The organism is Brachybacterium saurashtrense (genome assembly GCF_003355475.1).
Classification (GTDB): domain Bacteria; phylum Actinomycetota; class Actinomycetes; order Actinomycetales; family Dermabacteraceae; genus Brachybacterium; species Brachybacterium saurashtrense.
Map to the genome: position 1 here is coordinate 2,893,360 of NZ_CP031356.1, position 26,019 is coordinate 2,919,378.

25 protein-coding genes are annotated in these 26,019 nt (G+C 73.0%); 6 read left to right on the forward strand and 19 right to left on the reverse strand.

The annotated features are described in order from the left end of the window. Positions 1–41: 41 nt before the first annotated feature. From DWV08_RS12980 to DWV08_RS13035, 12 genes are all read right to left on the reverse strand, one after another. Positions 42–389, reverse strand: coding sequence for a GntR family transcriptional regulator (locus DWV08_RS12980; RefSeq protein WP_115414185.1), 348 nt, complete (start codon positions 387–389; stop codon positions 42–44). After that, positions 386–1,306 (reverse strand): hypothetical protein, encoded by a 921-nt coding sequence (locus DWV08_RS16820; RefSeq protein WP_162801575.1) that lies wholly within the window; start codon positions 1,304–1,306, stop codon positions 386–388. Before DWV08_RS16820 ends, DWV08_RS12980 begins: the two co-directional genes overlap by 4 nt. Positions 1,307–1,407: 101 nt before the next feature. After that, positions 1,408–1,803 (reverse strand): cation:proton antiporter, encoded by a 396-nt coding sequence (locus DWV08_RS12990; protein WP_115414186.1) that lies wholly within the window; start codon positions 1,801–1,803, stop codon positions 1,408–1,410. Continuing rightward, on the reverse strand, positions 1,800–2,060 hold the full coding sequence (locus DWV08_RS12995) for a monovalent cation/H+ antiporter complex subunit F (RefSeq protein ID WP_115414187.1): 261 nt from the start codon (positions 2,058–2,060) through the stop codon (positions 1,800–1,802). The genes DWV08_RS12990 and DWV08_RS12995 overlap by 4 nt, the downstream gene beginning before the upstream one ends. Further along, entirely contained in the window at positions 2,057–2,593 is a 537-nt protein-coding gene (locus DWV08_RS13000; RefSeq protein WP_115414188.1) for a Na+/H+ antiporter subunit E, read from the reverse strand. Before DWV08_RS13000 ends, DWV08_RS12995 begins: the two co-directional genes overlap by 4 nt. Next, a complete protein-coding gene (locus tag DWV08_RS13005) occupies positions 2,593–4,131 on the reverse strand; it encodes a proton-conducting transporter transmembrane domain-containing protein (RefSeq protein ID WP_115414189.1) in 1,539 nt (512 codons plus the stop codon). The genes DWV08_RS13000 and DWV08_RS13005 overlap by 1 nt, the downstream gene beginning before the upstream one ends. Next, complete coding sequence (locus DWV08_RS13010) at positions 4,131–4,460, reverse strand: sodium:proton antiporter (protein WP_087486044.1); 330 nt, start codon at positions 4,458–4,460, stop codon at positions 4,131–4,133. The genes DWV08_RS13005 and DWV08_RS13010 overlap by 1 nt, the downstream gene beginning before the upstream one ends. Continuing rightward, on the reverse strand, positions 4,457–7,519 hold the full coding sequence (locus DWV08_RS13015; RefSeq protein WP_115414190.1) for a DUF4040 family protein: 3,063 nt from the start codon (positions 7,517–7,519) through the stop codon (positions 4,457–4,459). Before DWV08_RS13015 ends, DWV08_RS13010 begins: the two co-directional genes overlap by 4 nt. A 414-nt stretch (positions 7,520–7,933) precedes the next feature. Then, complete coding sequence (locus DWV08_RS13020) at positions 7,934–9,988, reverse strand: PhoX family protein (RefSeq protein WP_115414191.1); 2,055 nt, start codon at positions 9,986–9,988, stop codon at positions 7,934–7,936. Between the two features lie 293 nt (positions 9,989–10,281). Further along, a complete protein-coding gene (locus DWV08_RS13025) occupies positions 10,282–10,695 on the reverse strand; it encodes a universal stress protein (protein WP_115414192.1) in 414 nt (137 codons plus the stop codon). 34 nt (positions 10,696–10,729) lie between these two features. After that, the gene (locus tag DWV08_RS13030; RefSeq protein WP_115414193.1) at positions 10,730–12,232 is read right to left on the reverse strand and encodes an APC family permease; all 1,503 of its coding nucleotides are present in this window, start codon (positions 12,230–12,232) and stop codon (positions 10,730–10,732) included. Between the two features lie 98 nt (positions 12,233–12,330). Next, a complete protein-coding gene (locus DWV08_RS13035; protein ID WP_115414194.1) occupies positions 12,331–13,935 on the reverse strand; it encodes an LssY C-terminal domain-containing protein in 1,605 nt (534 codons plus the stop codon). 208 nt (positions 13,936–14,143) lie between these two features. Between DWV08_RS13035 and DWV08_RS13040 the strand changes: the two genes are divergently transcribed. Further along, positions 14,144–14,986, forward strand: coding sequence for an aldo/keto reductase (locus DWV08_RS13040; RefSeq protein ID WP_115414195.1), 843 nt, complete (start codon positions 14,144–14,146; stop codon positions 14,984–14,986). A 31-nt stretch (positions 14,987–15,017) separates the two neighbouring features. Here the strand turns inward: DWV08_RS13040 and DWV08_RS13045 are convergent, their stop codons facing one another. From DWV08_RS13045 to DWV08_RS13060, 4 genes are all read right to left on the reverse strand, one after another. Further along, positions 15,018–15,782, reverse strand: coding sequence for an iron ABC transporter ATP-binding protein (locus tag DWV08_RS13045; RefSeq protein ID WP_115414196.1), 765 nt, complete (start codon positions 15,780–15,782; stop codon positions 15,018–15,020). Continuing rightward, the gene (locus DWV08_RS13050; RefSeq protein WP_115414197.1) at positions 15,779–16,867 is read right to left on the reverse strand and encodes an iron chelate uptake ABC transporter family permease subunit; all 1,089 of its coding nucleotides are present in this window, start codon (positions 16,865–16,867) and stop codon (positions 15,779–15,781) included. The genes DWV08_RS13045 and DWV08_RS13050 overlap by 4 nt, the downstream gene beginning before the upstream one ends. Then, on the reverse strand, positions 16,860–17,858 hold the full coding sequence (locus DWV08_RS13055; protein ID WP_115414198.1) for an ABC transporter permease: 999 nt from the start codon (positions 17,856–17,858) through the stop codon (positions 16,860–16,862). Before DWV08_RS13055 ends, DWV08_RS13050 begins: the two co-directional genes overlap by 8 nt. A gap of 107 nt (positions 17,859–17,965) precedes the next feature. After that, complete coding sequence (locus tag DWV08_RS13060) at positions 17,966–18,967, reverse strand: siderophore ABC transporter substrate-binding protein (protein WP_115414199.1); 1,002 nt, start codon at positions 18,965–18,967, stop codon at positions 17,966–17,968. A 269-nt stretch (positions 18,968–19,236) separates the two neighbouring features. On the opposite strand from DWV08_RS13060, the gene DWV08_RS13065 reads away from it, so the two are divergent. Both DWV08_RS13065 and DWV08_RS13070 read left to right on the forward strand, forming a co-directional pair. Beyond that, a complete protein-coding gene (locus DWV08_RS13065; protein ID WP_115414200.1) occupies positions 19,237–19,587 on the forward strand; it encodes a YciI family protein in 351 nt (116 codons plus the stop codon). 3 nt (positions 19,588–19,590) lie between these two features. After that, a complete protein-coding gene (locus DWV08_RS13070; protein WP_115414201.1) occupies positions 19,591–20,871 on the forward strand; it encodes an RNA polymerase sigma factor in 1,281 nt (426 codons plus the stop codon). Between the two features lie 111 nt (positions 20,872–20,982). Here the strand turns inward: DWV08_RS13070 and DWV08_RS13075 are convergent, their stop codons facing one another. The 3 genes from DWV08_RS13075 to DWV08_RS13085 form a co-directional block, all read right to left on the reverse strand. Further along, a complete protein-coding gene (locus DWV08_RS13075) occupies positions 20,983–21,399 on the reverse strand; it encodes a DoxX family membrane protein (protein WP_115414202.1) in 417 nt (138 codons plus the stop codon). Between the two features lie 44 nt (positions 21,400–21,443). Next, positions 21,444–22,292 carry a methyltransferase domain-containing protein gene (locus tag DWV08_RS13080; RefSeq protein WP_115414203.1) on the reverse strand — a complete coding sequence of 283 codons (849 nt, stop codon included), beginning with the start codon at positions 22,290–22,292 and terminating at the stop codon, positions 21,444–21,446. A 67-nt stretch (positions 22,293–22,359) separates the two neighbouring features. Beyond that, positions 22,360–23,505 (reverse strand): FUSC family protein, encoded by a 1,146-nt coding sequence (locus DWV08_RS13085; RefSeq protein WP_241237238.1) that lies wholly within the window; start codon positions 23,503–23,505, stop codon positions 22,360–22,362. Between the two features lie 141 nt (positions 23,506–23,646). On the opposite strand from DWV08_RS13085, the gene DWV08_RS13090 reads away from it, so the two are divergent. Genes DWV08_RS13090 through DWV08_RS13100 form a run of 3 tightly spaced genes read left to right on the forward strand, consistent with a single transcriptional unit; the run spans position 23,647 to position 25,980 of the window. Beyond that, positions 23,647–25,134 carry a purine-cytosine permease family protein gene (locus tag DWV08_RS13090; RefSeq protein WP_115414204.1) on the forward strand — a complete coding sequence of 496 codons (1,488 nt, stop codon included), beginning with the start codon at positions 23,647–23,649 and terminating at the stop codon, positions 25,132–25,134. A 31-nt stretch (positions 25,135–25,165) separates the two neighbouring features. Next, entirely contained in the window at positions 25,166–25,747 is a 582-nt protein-coding gene (locus DWV08_RS13095) for a cysteine hydrolase family protein (protein WP_115414205.1), read from the forward strand. Next, positions 25,744–25,980 (forward strand): hypothetical protein, encoded by a 237-nt coding sequence (locus DWV08_RS13100; RefSeq protein ID WP_127097481.1) that lies wholly within the window; start codon positions 25,744–25,746, stop codon positions 25,978–25,980. Before DWV08_RS13095 ends, DWV08_RS13100 begins: the two co-directional genes overlap by 4 nt. The last annotated feature ends 39 nt before the right edge of the window (positions 25,981–26,019 follow it).

A 26,019-nucleotide genomic window follows, 5' to 3' on the forward strand; every position in this document is an offset into this window, starting at 1 on the left:
GGACGTCGGTTCCGCGTCCACACGGCCGCGCCCCTGCATCGTCACCACGAACTGCGCAGCACCCGCAGCGCGTCCTCGAGCGAGAGGCCCTCGTCGCGCGCGGTGCTCGCCAGATGCCGCGCCGCCTGCGCGACGGTCGAGGAGACCGGGGCCGCCTCGTCGCTGACCCGGGTGCCCGAGCCGACCCGGGTCACGAGGAGTCCGTCGGCCTCCAGCGAGCGGTAGGCCTTCGCCACGGTGCCGGGGGCGACGGCGAGGTCGGCGGCGAGCTGACGGACCGAGGGCAGGCGCTCGCCCCGGCCCAGCCGACCCGTGGTGATCAGGCCGCTGATCTGATCGTGGATCTGTCGGGCGGGGCTCCCGCCCTCCGGGGTCACGCTGAGGATCACGACGGGACCGCACTGCGACGCGGGCGGGAGAGGGACGGCGCGGGCACGGCGGTCAGGGCCGTGAACGCCCACAGCGCGCAGCCTACGCACGCGGCCACCGCCGAGAGCACGTCGAGTGTGCCCGAGAGGGCGGCGAACGGCGTGCTGATCGAGAACCACCCTCGGTCACCGCCGGAGAAGGTGCCGGAGAGTCGCGAGGTGTTCGCCAGGGATCCCACGATCGTTCCCAGATGCAGCAGCAGCCCTCCGAGCGCGATCCGCGCGACGTTCGCGCTGCGCAGCCGGCGGTTCGCCGCGTCGGCAGGCTCCGCCTCGGCCAGCGGCGGGCGCGCGATCCCGGACAGGGCCCACCAGGTGGCCGCGCCCAGCGGCACCAGCAGCACCAGCGGGAGGGCGGAGCGATGCCATCCGTAGATGCCCGTGCCGAGCGTGCCCGAGCCGACGTCCACCACGTAGCGGGTGTACTCGCCGTTCTCGTCCGGCCGGGAGGCCATGCCCGCGGCGAGCGTGGGCACGAGCACGAGCACGAGGGCGATGACGAGAGCGGCGAGCCAGCGGGCGTCGAGGAAGGTGCGCCAGGTCCGCGGCGCGAGGGATGCCCCCGTGGACGGCGCGCGGTGCGGGCGGACGGCGCCCAGCGCGACCAGGGCCACCAGCCCGAGCACCAGCGGCAGCGCGTAGCGGGCCCCGAAGACGGCCGACCAGAGCTCGCGGGGCGCCTCGACCCACAGCGGCATCGCCCCGAGCACGGAGTACGCCGCCAGGAGCACCACGGCCCCTCCGGCCACCGCCGCCGTCACGGCACGGCCCGCCTCCAGCGCAGGGAGCCCGCGACGGCGCACCGTCCACGCGAGCGCGCCGAGCACGATCCCGGCCAGGGGCTTCCAGAGCAGCATCCCCAGCAGCGTCCAGGCCATGACGAACCTCCACGGTGTACCAGTGAGTTGACACACACCGTATCAGTCGCGTGGTACACCTGGGTGCATCGCCCAGGCCGTTGCCCCCGCAGCCTGCTCGCTCAGCGCTCCTCGCTGTGCGGCTCCTGCTCCCCCTCGCCCGGCGCCCGGGCGAGGTCCTGCGGGGCGGTGCGCGGGTCCACGGGCGAGCCGGAGAGGTAGGCCGCGCGCGCCAGCACGTTCGAGGCGATGGAGGAGACGATGATCAGCGCCAGCACGGTGAGCAGCGTCTTCACCAGCACGAAGGGGTCCAGCCCGGCGGTGCGGGTGTGCTGCAGGAAGGCGCCGATCACGATCATCGGCAGGCCCAGGCCGGTGGCCGGGGAGAGCACATTGATGCGGCTGAAGGAATCGCGGGCGTGGAACATCGACAGCGCGGCGGTGAGCATCCAGAACGCGCCGCCGATCAGCAGCACGCCGATCAGCGCGGTGAGGGCGAGGTCGAGCACGGGGTTCATCGGCGCCCCTTCGTGAGGATGCGGGCCAGGGCCACGGTGGCGAGGATCCCCAGCACGGACGCGATCAGCGCGGCGTCCACCGCCGCGGCGGAGGAGTTCACCAGGCCGATCAGCACCAGCACCCCGATGCCGGAGAAGAACACCAGATCGCCCACCACGGCGCGGCTTGCCGGATCCGGGGCGGTGGCCACCCGGAACAGGCCCACCAGGATCGCGGCGCCCAGCAGCGCCACGGCGGTCCACAGGATGATGGTCATCGCTCGTCCTCCTCCTGCTCGCGGGGCTGCTCGTGCGAGGTCCCTCCCGGCACGGAGCGCCCACCGGCTCCGGAGCGCCCGCCGGGACCCGTGCGATGGCCCGCGGCGCGGATCCGACGCACGGCGCGCCCGTCCGCGAAGCGCTCGTCGGCCGCACTGCGCGACCGGCGCGGGAGCAGCGCCGCCTCGGCCCCGCCCTTCCCGCGGGAGGCGCGCAGCAGGCGCTGCTCCATCTCGCGCAGGTCCTCGACCACCTGCTCGCGCGACTCGGCGAACAGCACGTGCACGAACAGGCTCGGACCCTCCTCGAGGGTGCCGTGGGCAGTGCCCACCACCAGCGTGCCGGGGGTGATCGTGATCGAGGAGGCCATCGCGATGATCTCCAGGTCCGTGGTGGCCCGCAGCGGGTACTCCACGATCGCGGGCGAGCTGCGGGTGCGGGGGCTGTACACCCCGGCGGCCACCGCGAAGGAGCCCTTCACGATCTCGCCGATCATCCACAGCACGTAGGTGAACGTGTACCAGGCGCGCATCAGCCGATCACCGCCTCGACGTAGGCGTCGACATCCAGCAGGTCCGTGGCGGCCACGTCGATGCTGGGCAGCACGGCGCCGATCCCCGCGAACAGCGCCAGCGACAGCGCGATCATGGCCGCGCCCGGGGCCAGCAGCCGCCGCGGCACCCGCACCTCGTCGGGCAGCGGCTGCTCCTCGCCGCGGCCCGTGGTCGGATCGTCCGGCCGGTAGGTGGTCATGTCCTCACCCCAGGCCAGGCGGCGCCACACCCGCTGCAGGCCCAGCAGCGAGCCCACGGAGGCGACCACCACCGCGCACAGAGCCGCCCAGCCCAGCACGGCGTCCCCGGCGGTGATCTGCTGGGAGGAGGCCTGCAGCAGGCCCACCTTGCCCCACAGGCCGGAGGTGGGCGGCAGGCCCACCAGGCTGAACATGCCCAGCGCCATCACCGCCATCACCCACGGCTCGCGCCGGGCCAGGCCGCTGAGGCGGTCCAGGCGGCCCGAGCCGTAGGTGTGCTCGAGCGCGCCGGTGGTGAGCAGCAGGGAGGACATCGTGATCACGTGGTGGACCAGGTAGAGGATGCCCGCGGTCACCGAGAGCTGGGTGAGCAGCACCAGGCCCAGCAGGATGTGGCCCACGCCGGTGACCATCTGATGGCCCATCGCGGTGCGCACCCGGGTGGCCGCGGCGGTGGAGAACGCGCCCACCAGGATCGTGGCCAGCACCAGCACCGCGAACACGGTGAGGAACGGGAGCTCGTCGTCGAAGGCGACCGCGACGATGCGGTAGATCGCGTACAGCGCCACCTTGGTGTGCAGGGCGGAGAACAGCGCCATGATCCCGGCCGACGTCGCGGGGTAGGCGCGCGGCAGCCAGGAGTGCACCGGCACCATGCCGCCCTTGACGGCCAGGGCCAGCAGCACCACGACCAGGGCCGCGGCGGTGACCGGGTTCTCGCCGCCGGCACCGGCCAGCGCGGCGAGGTTCACGGTGCCGGCGGTGCCGTACACGAACCCCACGCCGATCAGCAGCACCGTCGAGGTGAGCAGGTTGACCAGCACGAACAGTCGGCCGATGCCGAGGCGACGCCAGGTGCCCGTCAGCGCGATCAGCGCGTAGGAGGGCATCAGCATCACCTCCACCCACACGAACAGGTTGAAGAGGTCGCCGGTGAGCAGCGCGCCGTTCACGCCGGCGCTCAGCAGCAGGAGCAGCGGCGGCACGAAGCGGTACCGCGACTCGCCGGTGAGGATGAGGAACACGGTGGCGGCAAGCGTGGACAGCGCCGTCACCAGCAGCATCACGGCGCTGAGGGTGTCGGAGACGAAGGGGATCGCCAGCACGTCGGCGAAGCCGCCGACGGCGTGGGAGAGCACCGGCACGGTGCGGTGGAAGGCCAGCAGCCACAGCGCGCCGAGCGCCACCAGCAGCGGGGCGCCCAGCATCACCGCGACCTCCACGGGGCGGCGGCGCACCACCACCAGCGCGGCGGCGCCCAGCAGGGGCACCACCACGAACAGCGGCAGCAGGGCGGGGTTCACGGCGGGGATCATCAGTCGTGGGTCTCCCCGGTGTCGGGATGGGCGGTCATGTCGTCGTCCCGGCCGATCACCGCGAGGGTGAGCATGAAGATCGTGACCGCCATCGTGATCACGATCGCGGTGAGCACGAACGCCTGGGGCAGCGGATCGGCCATCTCGGCGCGGGAGGAGAGGTCGGTGAGCGGCTCGGCCCGCCAGCCGGGCACGCCGGTGGCCAGCAGGGCGAAGTTCGCGGCGTGGCTGAGCAGGGTCATCCCGAACACGGCGCGCACCATGCTGCGCTGCAGCAGCAGGTACACACCGCCGGTGACGAGCACGGCCACGGTCAGGGCGAGGATCATCGGCGTCCGGCCTCCCTCGGCTTCGTTCCGGCGGTCAGGTGCGCGGTGCCCACCCCGACTCGTCGGCGGCGCGCGGGCTCGCCGCGGGTGGTGTCCAGCGGGCCGGGCAGCTCGCCCTCCACCGCCTCGTCGGTGCGCTCACGGGTGCCCTCGCCGGACTTCTCGCCCGTGGTGGCGCCGGCGCCCAGCAGGTTCACGGCCACCATCACCAGGCCCAGCACCGCCAGGTACACGCCCAGGTCGAAGATCATCGAGGTGGAGACGTGCTGGCCCAGCAGGTAGCCGTGCAGCGGCTCGAGGAAGCCCTCGTGGAGGAAGCCCAGCACGCCGGAGCCGAGCGCCACCAGCACGCCGCCGCCGATCAGCAGCAGCGGCAGGCGCGGCGGGCCGATCTGGCGATCCCGCGAGGTGGACAGGTACAGCAGCGCCACGATCGCGGAGCCCACCAGGGCGGCGATGAAGCCGCCGCCGGGGGCGTTGTGGCCGCGCAGGAACAGCATCAGCGACAGCAGCGCGAGGATCGGGCCCACCACGCGCACCATCAGCTGCAGCGCGGCGGCGTTGCCCCAGGCCGAGGAGATGGCCCGGTGCGCGGAGGTGCCCTCCTCGCGCAGGTGCGGGGCGTCGACCTGCTCGTCGGCGCGGGCGGGGTCGATGAACATGTGGCGCACGCTGGAGAGCACGGCCACGATCGCCACGCCCGCCATGCCCAGCACGGAGAGCTCGCCGAGCGTGTCCAGCGCACGGAACTCCACCAGGATCACGTTGACGATGTTGTGGCCGCCGGTGATCTCCTCGGCATTGTCGATGTAGTACTCGGCGACCTCGCTGCGACCGCGCCGGCCCATGAACGCGAACACGCCAGCGCCGGCGGCCAGGCCCACCGGGACCGCGATCAGCAGCGCGCCCAGTCGGCGGGAGCGGCGCGGGGAGCCGTCGCGCTGCGGGGCCTCGAAGCGCTGCGGCAGCCGCTGCAGCACCAGCATGATCACGATGATCGTCAGCGACTCCACCAGCAGCTGGGTGAGGGCGACGTCCGGGGCGCCCAGCGCCAGGATCTGCACGGTGGCGAGGATGCCCACCGCGGAGAGCGCCACCGCCGCGCCCAGCCGGTCCCGTCGCGTGGCCACCACGATCACGGCGGCGGTGACCAGCACCAGCAGGATCACGTCGATGGTGCGGTTCATGCCCTGCTGCAGCGGCGCGAGGTCCCCCCACAGCACGGCGAGGGAGCCCAGCACCACCGCGGCGAAGGCCAGCAGGATCGCGCCCAGGTGGCGCATCGGATCGTCAGAGGCGATGGGGCGCACCAGCACCGCCGCGACGCGCTCGGCGAGGCGGTCCACCGCCGTGAGCACGCGGGCGCCATCCACGGGGAAGGGCCGCGCCTCCAGGGCAGGCAGCACCCGCTTCCGCGCCAGCGCGATCAGGGTGCCCAGCGCGATCACGGCGGCGGTGAGACCCAGCTCCGGGGTGATCCCGTGCCAGAAGGCCAGATGGGGGTGGAAATCGCCGCCCAGGGCCGCGTCCATCGCGCGCCCGACGGGGGTGTCCAGCACCCCCACCACCAGCGCGAGCGGCAGGCCCACCAGGATCGGCAGCGCGGCCGGGCCCAGGAACAGCAGGCCGGGGGCGTGGGCGTCCTCGGCGCGCACCAGCGCGCCGGTGGCGTCGTGCGCGCCGGGGGCCGACGGCGCCCGCTCCCCGTCCACGCGGGCCAGGAGCTCCTCGTCACGACCGTCCACGAAGGCGCCCAGCACGATCTTCGCGCAGTAGGCGAAGGTGAGCACGCTGGCGCCGGCGATGCCGAGCGCCACCGCCCAGGGCGCCCAGGCAGGGCCGCCGGTCTCGAGCGCGCCGGTGAGCAGCGATTCCTTGGAGACGAAGCCGAGCATCGGCGGCAGGCCCGCCATGGACATGCAGCCCAGCACGGTCACCGCGAAGGAGCCGGGCATCGTGCGCCACAGCGCCGGCATGCGCCGCAGCTCGCGGGTGTGCACGGCGTGGTCCACCACGCCCACCATCATGAACAGCCCGGACTTGAACAGGGCGTGCGCGATGGTGTGCAGCACCGCCGCCAGGATCGCGTACTCGGTGCCCACGCCGATGAGGGAGACGATGAGGCCCAGCTGGCTCACCGTCGAGTAGGCCATCAGCTTCTTGAGATCACCCTGCTGCAGGGCCAGGAAGCCGCCCACGAAGGCGGTGATGATCCCCGCCACGATCAGCAGCACGTTCCAGGCGGGGACGTCGTGGAAGGCGGGGCTGAAGCGCAGCAGCAGGAAGATGCCGGCCTTCACCACGGCGGCGGCGTGCAGGTAGGCGGAGACCGGTGTGATCGCGGCCATCGCATCCGGCAGCCACACGTGGAACGGGAACTGGGCGGACTTCGTGCAGGCGGCGACGGCGACCAGGAGGGCGACCAGCGTGGTGAACGCCGGGTCCTGCTGCCAGACCTCATCGGCCAGCACCTCGCTGAGGGAGGTGGTGCCCAGGCGCAGCACCATCAGCGTGACGGCGCTGAGCAGGGCCAGGCCGCCCAGGAAGGTGATCAGCAGGGTGCGCATCGAGGCGGCCTGCCCGGCCGCGCCGGAGCGGGCGATCAGCAGGAACGACGCGATCGAGGTGAGCTCCCAGGCGATGAACAGCAGCACCAGGTCGTCGGCGAGCACCAGGGTCACCATCGACAGGGTGAACAGCGCCATCACCAGGGAGAAGCTGAGATTGCGGCCCACCGGGAGGTACCGCGCCGAGTAGGCGAGCACCACCGCGCCGATCACCAGCGCGATCATCGAGAAGACGATGCCGATCCCGTCGGCCCGCAGCGCGAACTCCACACCCCACTGCGGCGCCCACGGGACGGCGAAGGTGGTGGCCGGGTCACCGGCCCCGCCCGCCATCACGGCGGCGGTGGCGGGCAGCAGCGCCGCGGCGGCGGCCAGGTAGAGGGCGGCGAGGACCCAGCAGGCCGCGCGGCCCATCAGCCGGTCCAGCACCGGGGTGACGGCGACGGTCGCGACGAGGAGCAGCAGGGTCCACAGCACTGACACCGTCAGCACCCCGGGCGTGCGTGGGCGGCGGCGTCACGGCGGGTCATGGCGGGGAGTCTAGCGAAGCCGACTGCGGGCTCCAACGCGCCGCGAGCGCTCCGGACGGTCGGGCGCCTCGCGCGCGCGTGCGAGAGAAACTCGTCTCCGCCCCGGGCGGGGGCCGCGGAGGGGCCCGGGATCCGGTGAGCAGGTTCACAGCCGGGCCGCGGGAGCAGGGCGGCCGACGGGCCGGGCGCGGGCACGCCGGCCGACGCCCCCGAGCGCGGGCAGCAGGACGGCCCCGCGCGGCGCGAGGGTTCTCGCGGCGCGCGGGGCCGTTCGGGCGCGGTGCGGGGCCGACGTCGCTGCGACGCCGGCCCCGCACCGGCGGAGCACCGGATCGGTGGCAGATCAGTGCGAGATCAGTGCGAGATCAGCACGGCGTCAGCCGCGCTGGGGCAGCACCTGGACCACGGTGGGCTTGGGGCCCTGGCCGTCGTAGTCCGGGAAGTAGGACAGCTGCGCGCCCCACTCGCCGTCCTCGCCCGGGTGCTGCACCGAGACGAAGGCCGTGCGGTCCTCGTCGCGGATGATCGGACCGCAGGTCTCGCCGTCGCGGGGCACGGACAGGAACTGCTCGACCCGGCCGCGGGCCTCGCCGCCGAGAGTGACCCGGAACAGGCCGTCGTTGTAGCCGATGCCGGAGGGCGCGCCGTCGGTGGAGATCCACAGATTGCCCACTGAGTCGAAGGCCAGGTTGTCCGGGCAGGAGATCGGGGAGACCTGCTCCACCGGGAAGCCGGAGAAGTAGGTCTGATCGCCCTGGGCCGGGTCGCCGGCCACCAGCAGCAGGTTCCACGCGAAGGCGGTGGAGGTCTGGTCGCCCTGCTCGTCGATCTCCACGATGTGGCCGTCGCGGTTCTCGGTGCGGGGGTTGACCTCGTCCGCCGCGGCGTAGTCGCCGACGCCGCGGTTGGAGTTGTTGGTGCAGGCCACGTACACGCGACGGGAGTGCAGCGACGGCTCCACGTCCTCGCAGCGGTCCATCTTGGTGGGGCCCACGGCGTCTGCCGCGAGGCGGGTGTGCACCAGCACCTCCTCGAGGGTGAAGCCGGGCACCGCGGACTCGCCGTCCAGCACCAGCGGCAGCCACTCGCCGGAGCCGTCGAAGGCGCCGTCCTCGGGCAGCTCGCCGGAGCCGTCGATCTCGGAGGCCGGGGAGTTGCCGGTGAACTTCGCGACGAACAGGTCGCCGTTCTCCAGCAGGGTCATGTTGTGCGCCCTGTCGCCCTCCACGTAGGTGTCGCGGGAGACGAACTTGTACAGGTAGTCGAAGCGCTCGTCATCGCCGGAGTACGCGACGACCTTGCCGTTCTCGGCGACGATCACGTTGGCGCCCTCGTGCTTGAAGCGGCCCAGCGAGGTGTGCTTGCGCGGGGTGGAGGTGGGATCGAAGGGATCCACCTCGACGATGTAGCCGAAGCGGTTGATCTCGTTCTCGTAGCCCTCGGTGGTGGCGTCGAAGCGCTCGTGCTTCGACTCCCAGCCGCGGGCGGTGGCGCGATCGGCGAAGCCGTAGCGCTGCTCGGCCTCCGAGGTGGCCGCGGAGCGGAAGTAGCCGTGGAAGTTCTCCTCGCCGGAGAGCAGGGTGCCCCACGGGGTGAGGCCGCCGGCGCAGTTGCCGAGGGTGCCCAGCACGGTGCGGCCCTCGGGGTCGTCCACCGTCTTCAGCAGGTCGCTGCCGGCGGCGGGGCCGGTGAGCTGGAACTCGTCGTCGAGGTGGATGCGGCGGTTCAGCGCGGCGCCGCGCACGTAGGAGTAGGGGAAGTTCTTGTTCTTCCGCTCCAGCTCCACCACGGTGAGGCCGTGGGCGGCCATGCCGATCTCGATCGCGTCGTCCGCGTCGGTCTCGGGCGGGAACATGATGTTCTCGTTGGTGTACTCGTGGTTCACGAACATCACGGCCCGCTTGCCGTTCGTGCCCGGAATCTCCTGGATCTCGGTGTAGTCGTTGTTGTAACCGAACTGGAGGCGCTGCGCCTCGGCGCTCTGGGCGTTCCAGTCGAAGTCCGGGGCGTCGTCGAACAGCGGATCGCCCCAGCGGATGATCGGGTGCCAGTCGAAGCCCTCGGCGACGGTGAAGTCGTCGGCGGTGTACTCCACGGGCGCGATGGCCTCGAAGCGCAGCTTGGAGCCGTTCGGGGCCAGCGCGCCGGACTTCCCGCCGTTCCCGTTCCCATTGCCGTTGCCCTTGCCGTTGCCGGGCGCGGCGAGGGCGCCCTGGGTACCGCCCAGCGCGATCGCGAGCGCACCGGTGCCGCCGCCCAGCACCGCGCGGCGCGAGAGCGCGGAGGAGGCGATGTCGCGGAAGGTGGGGTTGTCGCTGTGGTTGCAGGGGCCGAAGGCGCACTGGCTGGCGCACTTCAGGGCGCAGGTCACCGCCGAGCGCTTGCCGCGCGCGGCGTCCTTCATGAGCAGGGGCAGGTCGATCAGAGCCATGGGAGGCACATCCTTCTCCGTCGTCGGTTCCCCGTGCGTGGGAGCGCGCAGGGCCGAGATGACGGTGCGTCAGAGAAGTGAGGAGCGGCCTTCCGGGTGGGCAACGAGAGATGAACTCTGCGCGACCCGAGGATGTCGGCGCAGGTCAGGGACCTGCGAGCGGAACGCTCGGTCAGGAGTGCGCTGCCCGGGCGCGAGTGCCGGCGGTCGCGGCCGGCCGACGGGCGGGCACGGTCCGGCCGACGGGCGGGCACGGCGCCGGCGCAGGCCGAGGCGCAGGCGCGTCCGCGGGGTCAGTCGCGCGCGGGCGGCACGAAGTCGCGCGGCTTCACCAGCACCACCGGCACCGGGGACTCGATCGCGACCCGCTGCGAGGTGGAGCCCAGCAGGATCTTCCCGATCGGGGTGCGGCGGCGGATCCCCAGCACCACCAGCTCCACGTCCCCCTCGTCGACGGCGTCGAGGATGTCGTCGGCCGGATCCGCCCGGGAGGGGACCGTGCGCAGCTCGTGCGGGAGCCCCGTCTCCTCCAGTCGCTCGGCGAGGGGCCGGGGATCGGTGACGCCGCGGGCCTTGCGCGGATCGAGGCCCTTCTCGGAGGCGAGCACCAGCAGCGAGTCCCCGCGCCGGGTCGCCTCCGCGACGGCGTACTCGAGGGCGGCCTCACTGGTGGCGCTGGGCACGTAGGCCAGCAGGACGGTGGGCATGGGAGCTCCTTCGGGGTCGACGGGACGGGGCGGCTCAGCGGCGGCCGATGTCGTCGGGGCGGTGGAAGCGGGTGCGGCGTGCCCGGATCGCGCCGTTGTACAGCCACGTCACCACGTACAGCGCCAGGCCCACCACCAGCAGACCGCCGGCGATCACGTAGTTCTGCAGCGGCTGCGCGATCGGGGAGACCAGGGCGAAGGAGGTGAGCGCGCCGATGATCGGCAGCACCGTGGGGGTGCGGAAGTGCCGCACGTCCACCCGGTCCCGCCGCAGCACCAGCACCGAGATGTTCACCAGGCCGAACACCGTCAGCAGCAGCAGCGCCGTGGTGCCGCCCAGCGCCGCGATGGTCTCGTCGGCGAGCACGTAGCGCACCGACAGCACCAGGGCGAACGCCAGCACCGTGGAGAAGAGGATGCCCGCGTACGGGGTGCGCCGGCCGCGCAGCACACCCTTGAGGAACCCCGGCAGCACGCCCTGCTTGGCCATGCCGTACAGCAGGCGGGAGGCCATCATCATGTTGATCAGCACCGTGTTCGCCACCGCGAAGATCGAGATGAACGCGAAGATCGTGTCGATCGGGAGGGCGGGGGCGCCCACCCGCACCACCTCCAGCAGCGGCGTGGTGGACTCGGTGAGCTGCCCGATCGGCACCACCGCGACGGCGAGGATCGAGATCAGCACGTACACCACGCCCGTGATCGACAGGCCCGTGATCAGCGCGCGGGGGAAGTTCCGCACCGGGTCCACCGTCTCCTCGGCCATGTTCACCGAGTCCTCGAAGCCCACCATGGAGAAGAAGGCCAGGGCGGTCGCGCCGATCACGGCCATGAACACGCTCTTGTCGTCCTGGGTCTCGAACAGCACCACCCGGGAGAGGTCCGCCTGGCCGCGCCCCAGCGCGTAGAAGCCCACCACGATCACCAGCGCCAGGCCCGTCATCTCGATGCAGGTGAGCACCACGTTGGCCGTCACCGACTCGGTGACGCCGCGCAGGTTCACCAGCGCCACCAGCGCGAGGAAGGCCAGCGCGATGCCGGTGGCGACCGGCCCGGCCGCCGCCCCCAGAGGCTCCTCCAGCGCGAAGGCCTTCAGCACGTTCTCGGAGAGGAAGATCGCGCTGGTGGAGGCCGAGGTGATGCCGGAGGAGAGCACCGCGAAGGTGACCATGAAGGTGACGAAGTGGATCCCGAACGCCTTGTGGACGTACAGCGCCGCGCCCGCGGCCTGCGGGTACTTCGTGACCATCTCGACGTAGGAGAGCGCCGAGACCATCGCCACGGCGAAGGCGACGATGATCGGCAGCCAGCCGGCGCCGCCCACCTCCCCGGCCACCCGGCCGGTGAGGGAGTACACGCCGGTGCCCAGGATGTCGCCGACGATGAACAGCAGCAGCAGCTTCGGCGTGATCGCCTGCTTCAGCGTCGGCTGCTCCGAGTCCGCGCCGCCCGGCGCGGCGGGGTCGGCGGCACCGGGCGCGGCACCGGCCGCGGCGACGCCGTCGGTCGTGCGGTCGGGGTCGTGGGGCTCGCTCATGGAGGACCTCCCGAGGGGATCAGGACGCCGACGGCACGTGCCGGGGCGCCATCGTCCGGGCCGCCCGGTGCGAGGGATCGCACCGGGGTGGCGGCACTCTACTCCCCCGTCGGCCGCTCCCCCGCCGGCCGCGCCTCAGCGGGCGGCTCGGTCGCCGGCGTCGCGTCCTCGTCGGTCTCCTGGCTGCCGGAGTCCAGGCGGAGGGTCTGCACCCACTGCCGGGAGGCGTCGGAGCTGATCGCCATCACGCCCAGCGCCGAGGCGCCCGCCCCCACCAGCAGCGAGTGCGCGACGTCGCCGGTGGCCGAGGTCGCCACCGCCAGCCGTGCGAAGGCGTCCACGGTGAACAGCGCCATCAGCGCGATCCGGAACCAGCGGATGCGGCGCAGCACCCCCGCCTGCAGCACCACCAGCGCTCCCGCGAACACCGTGGCCAGCACCAGCTCCTCCGGCGCGGGGACCACCAGGGCGATGTCCGGGTAGAGGTCCGCCAGGTCCATCCCGCCGAACTGCGCCACCCACTGCGCCGTCACCAGCACCGCCTGCACGAGCACCAGCAGTCCGGTGAACACCACCGTGGGCGGCGGCAGATGGTGGTCCGCGGCGCGGGCGATCACCTGGTGGAAGTCGTCCACCGTCTCCTGCCACTGCGAGGAGAGCTCGTCGGCGATCTCGGCGGGCGCCGCCGAGCCCGTGCGCCGCGCCGTGGCGATCGCCCGCTGGGTCGCGGCCCGGGTGCGCGACCGCATCACCGAGGTGCCGGTGGGGCGGTGCCGCGCGAGCATCATCGCGGTCGCGCCGTCGGAGCGCGCCGCCGCACCCGCCACGTCGATCACCGGCAGGTCCCCGTCGGTGCGGATGCGATCCCCCTGGCCGTTGCGGTGGTGGTACGAGGTGGAGAAGTCCTCGATCACCTCCACCTCGACGGCGGGATCGGCGTACCGCACCGTGTCCACCACGAAGTCGCGCTCCACGTCGATGTTCTCGTCGATCCGGTGCGTGATCTGCAGGGTGAAGAAGGAGAAGCCCACGGCGCGGTCGTAGGTGCCCGCCGCCAGCCAGTCCGTCCGGTACCCGCCCGGGAGCACGAAATCCGGCGGCATCCGCCAGAACCGCACGTGATGGCGCTTCGTGGTGGTGCCGCCCACCTCCTGCTGGTACGTGAAGTCGTGGCGCCTGCCCTGCAGGTACAGGTCCGAGACAGGCGCCGCCGGGTAGGAGCGGCGCAGCAGGGTGGAGCGCACCATCGACCACGCCGACCCCAGCGTGCGCTCCTCCGCGAGCACCCAGCCGGCCCGCCGCATCGCCACGTGCAGGTCCCGCTCCGAGCCGTCCACGGCCAGGTTGATCGGGTCCGAGAGCACGCCCTCCGCGGTGCGGGTGCGGCCGAAGAAGTAGTCCGGCAGGTAGATCCACGTCATCAGCTGATGCAGGCGCGGCAGGGTGATGTACGTGAGCAGCACCCAGAACCCCAGCAGGTACAGCAGCCGCACCGGGGTGAGCGAGAACCCCTCCACCAGGTACAGCAGCGCGATCCAGATCGACACCACCACGCCCGCGGCGATGAACAGGGTGTCCAGCAGGGCGTAGAGCTCGAAGCGGGGCCCCTCCGCCGAGTGCCCGCGCGCGTGGTCGTACCGGGGCGGCTGGGTGGGCAGCGGCCGCTGCAGCGGGATCAGCCGCGAGGAGCGGGCCGGGGTCATCCGCTCCAGGCCGTTCTCGGCGAGGTCATGCGCACATCGTAGAGGGCCGCGCCGGGAGGCCCCTGGCCGGTCCGGACGCGGGCCGACGGGCCGGTCCGGGCGCAGGAGGGCGGACTGCCGGGCGCGGGCCGACGGGGCGCACGGGCGCGATCCGGGCACGTCGGCGCCCCCGCGTAGGCTGGCGGGGACCCCCACAGAAGGAGAGACCGTGCCCGCACAGCACCCCGTCGTCCCCGCGCTCCCGTTCGCCGACGGCCGCACCATCCCCCAGCTCGGCTACGGCGTGTTCAAGGTGGAGCCGGACATCGCCGCGGACGTCACCTCGCAGGCCCTCGCGGCCGGCTACCGCCACCTGGACACCGCCCGGATCTACCGCAACGAGGAGGGCGTGGGCCGCGCGATCGCCGAGTCCGGCATCCCGCGCGAGGAGCTGTTCGTGACCACCAAGCTGTGGGACGACGCCCACGCCTTCGACGACGCGATCGCGGCCTGCGAGGCCTCGCTCGAGCGGCTGGGCCTGGAGTACGTGGACCTGTACCTCATCCACTGGGCGGCGCCCTCGCAGGGGCAGTACGTCGAGGCGTGGAAGGCGCTGATCGCGCTGCAGGAGCGCGGCCTGGTGCGCTCCATCGGCGTCTCCAACTTCCCCGCCGCGCAGCTCACCGAGATCATCGAGGCCACCGGCGTGACCCCCGTGATCCACCAGATCGAGCTGCACCCCTACTTCCCGCAGCGCGAGCTGCGGGCCTTGCACGCCGAGCACGGCATCCTCACCGAGTCCTGGGGCCCGCTGGGGCAGGGCAAGTCCGATCTGCTGGAGAACGGGACCGTCACGGAGATCGCCGCGGCGCACGAGGCCTCCCCGGCGCAGGTGGTGCTGGCCTGGCACCTCGCCCACGGCATCGTCACCATCCCGAAGTCCGTCACGCCCTCGCGGATCGTGGAGAACCTCGCCGCGGTGGAGCTGACGCTGACCGCCGAGGAGGTCGCCGCGCTCGACGCACTGGGACGCGAGGACGGCCGCGGCGGGACGGACCCGGCCACCAAGTGAGGCGCCCGGCCGACGGGCCCGCCCGCGCGTCTCAGTAGTAGACCGCGAGCGGGCCCGTCGGCCCCTGGATGACCTGCACCGGGGTGTCGAACACCCGGGTGAGCACCTCGCCGTCCATGATCTGCCCGACGGGGCCGGCCTCCACCACGCCGCCGTCCTTCATCGCGACGATGTGATCGGCGTAGTGGGCGGCGAAGTTGATGTCGTGCAGCACCACCACGATGGTGCGCCCGAGCTCGCGGGCCGCGTCCCGCAGCCGCCCCATCATCTGCACGCTGTGGCGCATGTCGAGGTTGTTCAGCGGCTCGTCCAGCAGCACGTACTCGGTGTCCTGGGCGAGCACCATCGCCACGTAGGCGCGCTGACGCTGCCCGCCGGAGAGCTGGTCGAGGTAGCGGTCCTCCAGCTCCTCGAGGTTCAGGAAGTCGATCGCCTCGGAGATCTTCTGCTCGTCGAGCCGGGTGAGGCGGCCCTTGGAGTAGGGGAAGCGGCCGAACCCCACCAGCTGCCGCACCGTGAGGCGGGTGATGAAGTGGTTCTCCTGCCGCAGCACCGAGAGGATCTTCGCCAGATCCTTCGAGGAGGTGGAGGAGACGTCGTAGCCGGCCACCTCGATCGCGCCCTCGTCGATGCCCAGCAGGCGCCCCACCATGGTGAGCAGGGTGGACTTCCCGGCCCCGTTGGGTCCCACCAGGGCGGTGACGCCGCCGGCCGGGATCTGCACGCTCACCGGGCCGATCTGCACGGTCTCGGTGGCCGAGGTGTAGCGCTTCTGCACCGCGTCGATGGAGATCACAGGCGACCCTTCCGCATGATGACGACGAGGAACACGGTCCCGCCGACGAGCTCGATGATGATGGAGACGACGCCCTGCGCGTAGAACACGTGGTTCATCACGAAGTAGGCGCCGGAGAGGACCACGAAGCCGGCCAGCGCCCCGATGGGCAGCAGGCGGCGGTGGTCGTGCGTGCCGGCCAGCTGGAACGTGAGCGTCGCGACCAGGAAGCCGAAGAAGGTCATCGGCCCCACCAGGGCGGTGGAGACCGCCATCAGGATCGAGACCAGCACCAGCATGTAGATCGTCTGGCGGCCGTGGTCCACGCCCACGTTGAGGCACACGTCGCGCCCCAGCGCGATGACGTTCAGACGGTGCGCGTTCGCCCAGATCAGGCCCGTGGCGACCAGCACCAGCGGGATCGCGAAGGGCAGGTACTCGGCGCTGGCGTTGGTGACCGAGCCGAACAGGCGCGCGGTGAGCACGTCGAACTCGCTGGGGGTGAGCAGGCGCTGCATGAACGTGGCCACCGCCCCCATGCCGCCGCCGATGATGATCCCCACCAGCAGCATCACCTGGATGTTCGCGTACTTCCCGCGCAGCAGCCAGCCGTACAGCAGCACCGACAGGCCCACCATCGCCGCCACCTGGCCCAGGAACTGGGCGGTGCCCTGCAGGGCCACCACCCCGGCCACGCCCAGCACGTACACCGCGCCGGTCTGGATCACGGTGTACAGCGACTCGAAGCCCATGATCGACGGGGTGATGATGCGGTTGCCGGTCACCGTCATGAAGGTGAGCGTGGCGACGGACTGGCACACGGCCACCACCGCCATCACCACCAGCGAGGTGACGCGCAGCTCGGCGATCAGCCAGAAGCCGCGGGTGCCGACGGGCATCGGGTTGCCCACGGCGAGCAGGCCCAGGGCGAAGCCGGCCGCGGCCAGCACCAGCGCCGCCAGCACGAGCCGGTAGCGGCGGCGGGAGCGGGCGTCGGGGAAGGCGCCGGAGCTGCTGCGGGGGCGGCGCGGGGCGCCGAGCACCTCGAGCTCCTTGGCGAGGTCCGAGGGGGCGGTGCTGACCGGGGCGGTGACGCGCTCAGCCATGTCGGCGCTGCCTCATCAGCAGGGCGATGAACACCGCCGCGCCCACGATCCCCAAGATCAGGGAGACCGGGATCTCGAAGGGCATGATCAGGGTGCGGCCCAGCAGGTCGCACACGGTGACGATCGCGATGCCCAGCAGGCACACCCAGGGCAGGTTCGAGCGCAGGTCGTCGCCGCGCATCATCGAGACCACGTTCGGCACGATCAGCCCCAGGAACGGCAGGTTCCCCACCACCACCGTGACCACGCCGGTGGCGATCGCGACCAGGGCGGTGCCCAGCAGCAGCACCCGCTGGTAGTTCACGCCCACGTTGGTGGCGATGTCCTCGCCCAGCCCGATCACCGTGAGCCGGTCCGCCACCACGAACACCGCGATGCCCACCGCCAGCACGATCCACAGCACCTCGTAGCTGCCGCGCATCACGGAGGTGAAGGAGCCCGCGAACCACACCCCCAGGCTCTGCAGGGCGTCGAAGCGCAGCGCCACGAAGGTGGAGACGGAGCCCACCACGGCGCCCAGCATGATCCCGATGATCGGCACGATCAGCGAGCTGCGCAGCGTCACCTTCCGCAGGAACAGGAAGAACACCAGCGTGCCCACGAAGGAGAACACGATCGCGACGCTCATCCGCGTGAGCAGGCCCGCACCCGGGAACAGCACCATCACCAGGATCAGCCCCAGGCCCGCCCACTCGGTGGTGCCCGTGGTGGTGGGCTCCACGAAGCGGTTCTGGGTCATCAGCTGCATGATCAGGCCGGACATCGCCATGGCGGCGCCGGCCAGCACCAGGGCCACGGTGCGGGGGATGCGGGTGATCGCGAACATCCGGGCGCCGTCCTCGGCGCCGAACACGTCGTACACGCCGGTGAACAGGGAGGCGACCAGCAGCAGGGCCACCACCGCGATGCCGATCACGAGCTTGCCGTCGACCAGGCGCTCGCGCCGGCGGCGCACCGGCGGCGCGTCCTCGGCGAGGGAGGGGCGGGACATCATCTCTCCTGAGGGGATCGTCCGACGGGTCGCCGCCAGGCACGCCGCACGGCGGGCAGGACCCCGAGGGTCCCGCCCGCCGTGCGGTGCTCAGCGGCGTCCGTGGCTCAGGCCGTCGCCTCGAGCGCGTCGGCGAGCGCGCTGAAGAACTCGGTGTAGGTCTGGATCGACTCGTTGGTGTACGTGTCGGCGGGCATGTAGACGATATGACCCTCGGCCACCGCGGTGACCCCGGCGAGCGCCTCGGAGGAGTCGAGGATCTCGTTGGCGGGGGTGAACTCCGGGTCGTCGGCGGAGATCGCGGCGTCGCGGTCCATCACCAGGATCCAGTCCGGGTTCGAGTCCGCGATCGCCTCGACGGAGATGTCGTCGCCCTGGTGGTCGTCGCTCGCGCCCTCCACCTCGAGCGCGGGGGCGAAGCCGAGGGCGTCGAAGGTCCAGCCCAGGGTGCGGCCCATGCCCGGGGCGATGTAGCCGATCTCGCCGCCGGAGGTGGTCACGGCCATGACGGTGGAGGTGCCGTCGTACGCGGCGCGCACGCGCTCCATCGCGGCGTCGAGGTCCGCGCCCAGCTGGGCGGCCTCCTCCTCCTTGGCGAACACCTGGCCGAGCACCTCCACCTGGCGCTTGAGCTCGTCGGCGAAGGGCTCGCCGTCGCGGGGGTCGAGCTCGAGGATGGCGGCCTCCGGCGCGTACTTCGCGAAGTCGTCGTGGTAGTCGGCGAAGCGCTGGCCGTTGACGATCAGGGTGGGCTCGGCGGCGACCACGGCCTCGAGATCGGGCTCGGTGTGCAGGCCCAGGTCGATGATCGACTCGTCGTCCTTGTACGGGTTGGTGGTGGGCATCAGCGCGCGGGCGGCGGCGGTGAGGGTGATGCCCCAGTCCGCGAGGGTCTCGAAGGTGCGGTTGTCGGTCGCGACCACGGAGGCGGGCGGGGTGGTGACGGTCTGGGTGCCGTTGTTGTCCTCGACCTCGACGGTGCCGGCGGCGTCCGCCTCGGTCCCGGCCGCGGCGTCGCTCACGGAATCGGTGCCGCAGGCGGTGAGGGCCAGGCCGAGCGCGCCGGCCGCGGAGAGGGCGCCGAAGTGGCGACGGGAGAAGGAGGTCATGGAGGGGACTTTCTCTGGGGGCGGCGCCGGGCGCCGCTGCCGGGGCGCCTCGTCGTGGTCGCTACTGAGGCTAGCCTCACCTCGTGCCTTTTCGCCACTCCAGAGTTGCATTATTGCCTGGATCACAGAGGCGTCGGCGGCGGCGCCCGCGCGCCCGGGGCGCGCCGCTCCCACCGATTCCGCCGCCGCTGTCGATCTGCGCCGCCCTCGTTCGTCATAGTGGTGTCCGGGCCGTCCGGCTCGGTGCACGCACCACCGAAGGAGCGACCATGAAGTACGTCCTGCTGCTGATGGGGAATCTGGCCGACGACCGCTGCGGGGAGACCGAGGAGGGGCCCGGCGTCGAGGAGTTCCTCGCCTTCGACGCGGAGCTCGAGGAGGCCGGCGTGCTCGCCGGCGGCTTCGCGCTCACCGACCCGGAGGAGGGCACGAGCGTGACGAGGGCGAGCCGCGAGGCGGAGCCGGTGGTCACCGCCGGCCCCTACGCGGAGAGCCGCGAGTTCGTGGGCGGCACGATCGTGATCGACGTGCCGAGCCTCGACGACGCCCTCGCCTGGGCGGCGAAGTGCCCCGGCGCGATCGGGGGCCGGGTGGAGATCCGGCCGATGCTGGAGCTCTGACCCGTGGAGCCGACGGCGCACGAGGGGCGGCCGACGGGCGACGTGCTCGCCCGGGTGCACCGGGAGGAGCACTCCCGCCTGCTCGCCACCCTCGTGCGCCGCGTGGGCGACCTCGACCTCGCCGAGGAGGCGGCGCAGGAGGCGATGGAGACGGCGCTGCGCACCTGGCCCGAGCGGGGCGTGCCGCGCAGCCCGCTGGCCTGGCTCACCACGGTGGCCACCCGGGCCGCCCTGGACCGGGTGCGGCGGGACGCCGTCCATGCGCGGCGCCTCGCCGCGCTGCACGTGCAGGAGGGTGCCGCCGTCGCCCCGCCCGCCGACGAGGCCGCGCTGCGCGGCGAGGACCTGCCCGACGAACGGCTCGCGATGCTGATGGGCTGCTGCCACCCGGCGATCGCCCCGGCGGACAGGATCGCGCTCATGCTGCGCTTCGTGGGCGCGCTGAGCACCGCCGAGGTGGCGCAGGCGCTGCTGGTGCCGGTGCCCACGCTGCAGGCGCGGATCACCCGGGCGAAGCGGCGGATCCGCGGTGCGGGGATCCCGCTCACCGTGCCGGACTCGCCCCAGGAGCGGGCACGCCGGCTGCCGCTAGTGCTCACCGCGATCTCCCTGGTGTTCACCGAGGGCTACGCCGCCAGCAGCGGCGACGCCCCGATCCGGCAGGAGCTCACCGCGGAGGCGATCCGGCTGGGCCGCATCCTGCACCGCCTGCAGCCCGAGGCCGCGGAGGTGCAGGGGCTGCTCGCGCTGATGCTCCTCACCGAGGCCCGCGCCCCCGCCCGGCAGGACGCCGAGGGCACGCCCATCCCGCTGGAGGAGCAGGATCGCTCCGTCTGGGACCGCGACGCACTCTCGGAGGGGCTCGCCCTCGTCCAGGTGGCGGCGGGCCGGGAGGACGCCGGCCGGTTCACGATCCAGGCCGCGATCGCCGCGGTGCACGCCGAGGCCGCGACCTTCGAGGCCACCGACTGGGAGCAGATCCTGGCGCTGTACTCGCTGCTGCTGAGCCGGGGCGAGGACCCGGTGGTGCGGATGAACCGGGCGATCGCCCTGGGGCGCGCCCGCAGCCCGCGGGAGGGCCTGGACGCGCTGCGGGAGCTGGAGGGCGAGCCCGGCCTCGCCCACCACCATCCCTTCCACGCCGCGCTGGCGATGTTCCACGAGGAGACGGGCCGGCCCGAGCGGGCCGTCGCCGCCTGGCAGCGGGCGCTCGAGCTCGCCGACAACGCCGCGGAGCAGCGTTTCCTCACCGCGCGGCTGGCACGACTGGAGGGTGCTGGCTGAGGGCCACCGGGACACCGCGCGGCGGCCCGGCGCAGGAGGGGTCGTGCGGGCCGGCGGAGGTCAGGGTGCCGGCGCGGGCTGGCAGGGGCTCCGGGGCCGACGGCGCCGCCGTCAGTCGGCCGCGGGCTTCTTCCCGCCGGAGAGCAGCAGCGCCGCGGCGATCGCCAGCAGCCAGGTGTCCTTCGCGATCGCGGTGCCGTCCTGGGTGGGGCGCACGCCGTCTGCCTCGGTCATCCCGGGGGTGCGCAGGTACATCGACACCATCGAGCCGGAGAAGACGGCCAGGCCCAGCCCGGCGACGCGGGTGGGGACGAAGGGGAGCAGCAGGGAGGCGCCCACGGCGATCTCGCCGTAGCTGAGGAACTTCGCGAACTGCTCGGGGGTGAGCTTCCCCAGCGGCGGGACGCCCTGGGCGGCCATGCCCTGCAGGCCCGCGGCGGCCTCGGCGGGCAGGCCCAGCTTGCCCAGGCCGGAGTTGAGGATGAAGGCGCCGGGGACGGCGCGGAGGATGGCGGTGCTGAGGGACATGGGGAGCCTCCGAGGATCGAATTGATTGCGTTTTCAACCATAAGTCATCGCGGGGGCGCTGTCGAGGCCCGCGCGAGGATCTCCCCGTGCAGCAGGGCGAACCAGCCGTCCGGCTCCTCCGCCCAGCGGCGGAAGGCGTCGGCCAGCTCCTGCCGCTCCTCGGCCTCCGCCCAGCCCTCCCGCGCGAGCTGGGCGGCGAAGGGCCCGCTCTCGAGGCGGCCCGCGCAGGTCTCCGCCCAGGCGCGGCGCGCCTCCGGGGTGGCGTGCAGCCAGGTGGAGGCCCCCGGGGTGACGTCCTCGAAGCCCGCCTCCTGCGCCCAGGACAGCAGGCGCCGGCCGGCATCCGGGGTGCCGCCGTTGGCGCGGGTCGCGCGCAGGTACAGCTCCCGCCATCGGTCGATGCCGGGGCTCTCGGGGTACCAGCGGAACCCTTCGTAGTCGCTGTCCCGCACCGCCACGATCCCGCCCGGGCGGGTCAGACGGTGCATCTCGACGAGCGCCTCCACGGGCCCGGGCACGTGCTGCAGCACCTGGTGGGCATGGACCACGTCGAAGGAGCCGGCCTCCAGCCCGGTGTCCCGGGCGTCGCCCACCCGCACCTCCGCCGCGTGCAGCCCCTGCCGCGCCAGCTCGGCGCAGGTGAGCGCGGCCGCCTCCTCGGAGACCTCCAGCGCGGTGACGTTCTCGGGGCCGACGATCCGGGCGAGATCCGCGGTGATGGTGCCCGCGCCGCTGCCCACGTCCAGCAGGCGCTGCCCGGGGCGCAAGTGCGGCAGCAGGTGCGCGGCCGAGTTCTCGGCGGTGCGGGTGCGGTGGCTGTCCAGCACGGCCGCACCGTAGCCGTGGGTGTAGGCGGGGACGGAGGGCTCGGCGAGGGGCTCGGCGGCAGGCATGCGGCGAGGCTACGAGCCTGCTGCGCGGCGGTCGAGGAGGGTCCGACAGCCGGGCGGGACAGGGCGTTCAGGAGGCGCCGGGGCGACCGGACTCTGCACCCGTCGGCTCCGCCGAGCCGCCGGTGTCCGGCGCCGCGCGCCGCGCCGCCCACCGGATCCGCAGCGCCCCGGCCAGCACCACGGCGATGCCGGCGACCGCGCCGATCGCGGTCTCGAGCACCCGCGCCTCGAGCAGCGGGCCCACGGGCTGGGGATGGGCGAGCTGCACCATGAGCAGCGCCAGCGGGGTGATGAACAGCAGCGCGAAGGCGTAGTTGCGCAGCACGTACATCTCGGCGAGGAACTGCAGCACCACCACCCACACCACCAGCTGCCACGGCTCGCTGGGGAAGGACAGCAGGAAGGCCGTGGTGACCACACCGAGGGCGGTGCCCACCACGCGGTGCAGACCGCGCTCCACCTTCAGGGTGCGACCCGGCGCCGAGAGCAGCGCGATCGCGGCGATCTGCGCCCAGTACGGGAACGGCAGGCCGGAGGCGAGACCCAGCACCCCGGCGAGACCGGAGGCGAGCGCGAAGGCACCGAACTCGGCGGCGAGCTGGCCGCGGGTCCAGGTCTCCGCGGCGGCGCGGACGTCGGCCCCCGGATGGCGCTCCCCCGCCCAGTGGCCGAGCAGTCCGAGACCCACGCAGAGGCTCGCGCTGCCCGCCGCCACCGCGAACGCCACCCAGACCGGGGCGGCGGGCGGCGCGGAGGCGACGGCCGCGACCGCGAACAGCGGGAACACCGCCCCGCCGGGCTTCAGGCCGCGCGCGAGCACGAAGGCCGCGGCGAGACCCGCGACCACCGAACCGACCAGCAGCGTCATCCACGACTCCACCGGCGCGCTCAGCGACTCGCCGAGCCGGGCGAGCGCCGCCCCGGCGGTGACGCACAGCGTGAGCATCGCCCCCGCCGTGACCTGGCGGCGGAAGCGCAGTCGAGTGGGCTCGTACCGGGAGTAGATGCCGGTGAACGCACCGAAGCCCGCGAACATCGCCCACTCGAGGCGACCGGTGAGCAGCAGCGCCAGCAGCGGGAGCGCGAGGCCCAGCGCGATGCGGAGGGCGGGGATGTGGTCCACCCGGCTGGGGCCGAGGCTCAGCAGGCGCCGGCCGGAGTCCTGCAGGCGCTGCCGGGGAGTGGGGGCGGGGCGGGATCCGGGCTGGGGCACACCGCCACACTATTCCCGTTCCGGCGCGGCCCCTCCGCCCACCGCCGGCCTCCCCGGCGCGCGGCGCGCGACCGTGGGAGACTTCACCCCAGAGCCGTCCCTCCCGCCCGGCCGCGCCGGGCCCACCTCCCCGGAGCAGCCATGACCTCGCCCGAGAGCACCGCCGCCGCGCCCGTGGGCGGCGCCGGCATCATCGAGACCGCCGGCATCGAGATCATCGCCGAGTCGGAGCGCACCGCCCGTCCGCGGGATCTGTTCTGGCCCTGGTTCGCCGCGAACGTCTCCGTGTTCGGCATGAGCTACGGCTCCTGGGTGCTGGGCTTCGGCATCTCCTTCTGGCAGGCCGCGGTGGTCTCCACGCTCGGGATCGTGGTCTCGTTCCTGCTGTGCGGGCTGATCGCGATCGCCGGCAAGCGCGGCTCCGCCCCCACGATGGTGCTCTCCCGCGCCGCGTTCGGCGTGCACGGCCAGAAGGTGCCGGGGATCGTCTCCTGGCTCACCTCGATCGGCTGGGAGACGTTCCTGGCGATCATGGCGGTGCTGGCCACCGCCACCGTGATCACCCAGCTGGGCGGGGACGGGCAGAGCACCGCGCTGCGGGTGATCGCCACCGTGATCGTGGCGGCGCTGATCGTCACCGCCTCGGTGCTGGGCTATCACACGATCATGAAGCTCCAGTCGGTGCTCACCTGGATTACGGGCGCGGTGACGATCCTGTACGTGGCACTCACGCTGGACCACATCGACCTCGCCGCCGTGATGGCGCAGCCCGGCGGCAGCCCCGGCCAGGTGATCGGCGCGCTGGTGATGGTGATGACGGGCTTCGGTCTGGGCTGGATCAACATCGCCGCGGACTGGTCGCGGTACCAGTCCCGCACCGCCTCCGACGGCGCGATCGTCGCCTGGAACACGCTCGGCGGCTCCCTCGCCCCGGTGCTGCTGGTGCTGTTCGGCACCCTGCTGGCCGGCTCTGACCCGGCGCTGTTCGACGCCGTCGCGGCCGATCCGATCGGGGCGCTGGCGGCGCTGCTGCCGGTGTGGGTGCTGGTGCCGTTCCTGCTCGCGGCCGTGCTCGCGCTGGTCTCCGGCGCGGTGCTGGGCATCTACTCCTCGGGGCTGACGCTGCTGAGCCTCGGCATCGACATCCCCCGCCCCGCGGCCGCCGCGATCGACGGGCTGATCCTCACCGCCGGCACCATCTGGGTGGTCTTCTTCGCCACCGACTTCCTGGGCCCCTTCCAGAGCTTCCTCCTCACCCTGGGCGTGCCGCTCGCCTCCTGGGCGGGGATCCTCATCGCCGACATCCTCACCCGCCGCGCGGACTACGACGAGCAGGCGCTGTTCGACGCCCGCGGCCGCTACGGCGCCTGGGACCTCACCTCCATCGCGACGATGGCGGTCGCCTCCGTGATCGGCTGGGGGCTGGTGATCAACCAGTTCGCCGAGGCCGCCCCGTGGAACAACTGGCAGGGCTACCTGCTGTTCCTGGTGGGCGGCCGCGAGGGCGACTGGGCCTACGCCAACCTGGGCGTGTTCGTGGCGCTGGTGCTCTCCTTCGCGGTGTGCCTGGTGGCGCGGCGCGGCCGGATCCGGGCACAGGAGGAGGGGGCCGCGGCGCGCGGCGTGTGACCCGAGCTCGCGCGCGCCGTACAGTGCCCGCATGAGCACCGCCGCCCCCGCCCCGTGGCTCCTGGTCGTCGATGCGCAGCGGATCTTCGCCGATCCCGCCTCCGACTGGGCCTCCCCCGCCTTCCCCGCCGCGATGGAACGGATCGCCCACCTCGCCGAGCACCTGGGCCGTGAGCGCACCGTGCTCACGCGCTGGCTGCCCACGGCGGACAGGGACACCGCCTGGGGCGAGTACTTCCGCGCCTGGCCCTTCGCGGACGTCCCCGCCACCGACCCGCTCTACGCGCTGGTCCCGCAGGCACGCGATCTCTCCGCCCGCCCCGCCGTGGACGAGCCCACCTTCGGCAAGTGGGGCCCGCAGCTGGCGGGGACCGTGGGGCGCGCCCCGGAGCTGCTGGTCACCGGGGTCTCCACGGACTGCTGCGTGCTCACCACCGTGCTGGCCGCGGCGGACGCCGGCGCGCACGTCACCGTGGTCACCGACGCCTGCGCGGCCTCGACCGAGGAGAACGGCGCGGCGGCCCTGCACACCATGAGCCTGTTCGCGCCGCAGGTGCGGTTGCGGACCACCGCGCAGGTGCTCGAGCGCCTGCGCCAGTCGAAGGAGGGATGACGATGGCGGGCGATCAGCCGGTCTGGGCCGTCGCCGGGGAGAAGACGGTCACCTGCGGGCACTGCGGCCAGGGATGGTTCTGGCACCGCCGGGCGGTGATGAGCAGCAGCACCGCCTCGATGTTCGGGGTGGACGCGTTCAGCCCGGAGGCCGCGCTGCTGTCCTGCACCGCCTGCGGGCGGATCGAGCTCTTCGAGCCGCGGGCGCTGACCCTCCGGCACCCGGAGGGCTGAGCGGCCCGTCGGCCGAAAACCGCTGGCCGTGGTCGCAGG

Excerpts from the sequence above, each read along its gene's own strand:
- DWV08_RS16820 (WP_162801575.1), bottom strand. The coding sequence starts at position 1,306 with ATGGCCTGGACGCTGCTGGGGATGCTGCTCTGGAAGCCCCTGGCCGGG.
- DWV08_RS12990 (WP_115414186.1), bottom strand. The coding sequence starts at position 1,803 with ATGAACCCCGTGCTCGACCTCGCCCTCACCGCGCTGATCGGCGTGCTG.
- DWV08_RS12995 (WP_115414187.1), bottom strand. The coding sequence starts at position 2,060 with ATGACCATCATCCTGTGGACCGCCGTGGCGCTGCTGGGCGCCGCGATC.
- DWV08_RS13000 (WP_115414188.1), bottom strand. The coding sequence starts at position 2,593 with ATGCGCGCCTGGTACACGTTCACCTACGTGCTGTGGATGATCGGCGAG.
- DWV08_RS13005 (WP_115414189.1), bottom strand. The coding sequence starts at position 4,131 with ATGATCCCCGCCGTGAACCCCGCCCTGCTGCCGCTGTTCGTGGTGGTG.
- DWV08_RS13010 (WP_087486044.1), bottom strand. The coding sequence starts at position 4,460 with ATGATCCTCGCCCTGACCGTGGCCGTGCTCGTCACCGGCGGTGTGTAC.
- DWV08_RS13020 (WP_115414191.1), bottom strand. The coding sequence starts at position 9,988 with ATGGCTCTGATCGACCTGCCCCTGCTCATGAAGGACGCCGCGCGCGGC.
- DWV08_RS13025 (WP_115414192.1), bottom strand. The coding sequence starts at position 10,695 with ATGCCCACCGTCCTGCTGGCCTACGTGCCCAGCGCCACCAGTGAGGCC.
- DWV08_RS13030 (WP_115414193.1), bottom strand. The coding sequence starts at position 12,232 with ATGAGCGAGCCCCACGACCCCGACCGCACGACCGACGGCGTCGCCGCG.
- DWV08_RS13035 (WP_115414194.1), bottom strand. The coding sequence starts at position 13,935 with ATGACCCCGGCCCGCTCCTCGCGGCTGATCCCGCTGCAGCGGCCGCTG.
- DWV08_RS13050 (WP_115414197.1), bottom strand. The coding sequence starts at position 16,867 with ATGGCTGAGCGCGTCACCGCCCCGGTCAGCACCGCCCCCTCGGACCTC.
- DWV08_RS13055 (WP_115414198.1), bottom strand. The coding sequence starts at position 17,858 with ATGTCCCGCCCCTCCCTCGCCGAGGACGCGCCGCCGGTGCGCCGCCGG.
- DWV08_RS13060 (WP_115414199.1), bottom strand. The coding sequence starts at position 18,967 with ATGACCTCCTTCTCCCGTCGCCACTTCGGCGCCCTCTCCGCGGCCGGC.
- DWV08_RS13065 (WP_115414200.1), top strand. The coding sequence starts at position 19,237 with ATGAAGTACGTCCTGCTGCTGATGGGGAATCTGGCCGACGACCGCTGC.
- DWV08_RS13075 (WP_115414202.1), bottom strand. The coding sequence starts at position 21,399 with ATGTCCCTCAGCACCGCCATCCTCCGCGCCGTCCCCGGCGCCTTCATC.
- DWV08_RS13080 (WP_115414203.1), bottom strand. The coding sequence starts at position 22,292 with ATGCCTGCCGCCGAGCCCCTCGCCGAGCCCTCCGTCCCCGCCTACACC.
- DWV08_RS13090 (WP_115414204.1), top strand. The coding sequence starts at position 23,647 with ATGACCTCGCCCGAGAGCACCGCCGCCGCGCCCGTGGGCGGCGCCGGC.
- DWV08_RS13095 (WP_115414205.1), top strand. The coding sequence starts at position 25,166 with ATGAGCACCGCCGCCCCCGCCCCGTGGCTCCTGGTCGTCGATGCGCAG.
- DWV08_RS13100 (WP_127097481.1), top strand. The coding sequence starts at position 25,744 with ATGACGATGGCGGGCGATCAGCCGGTCTGGGCCGTCGCCGGGGAGAAG.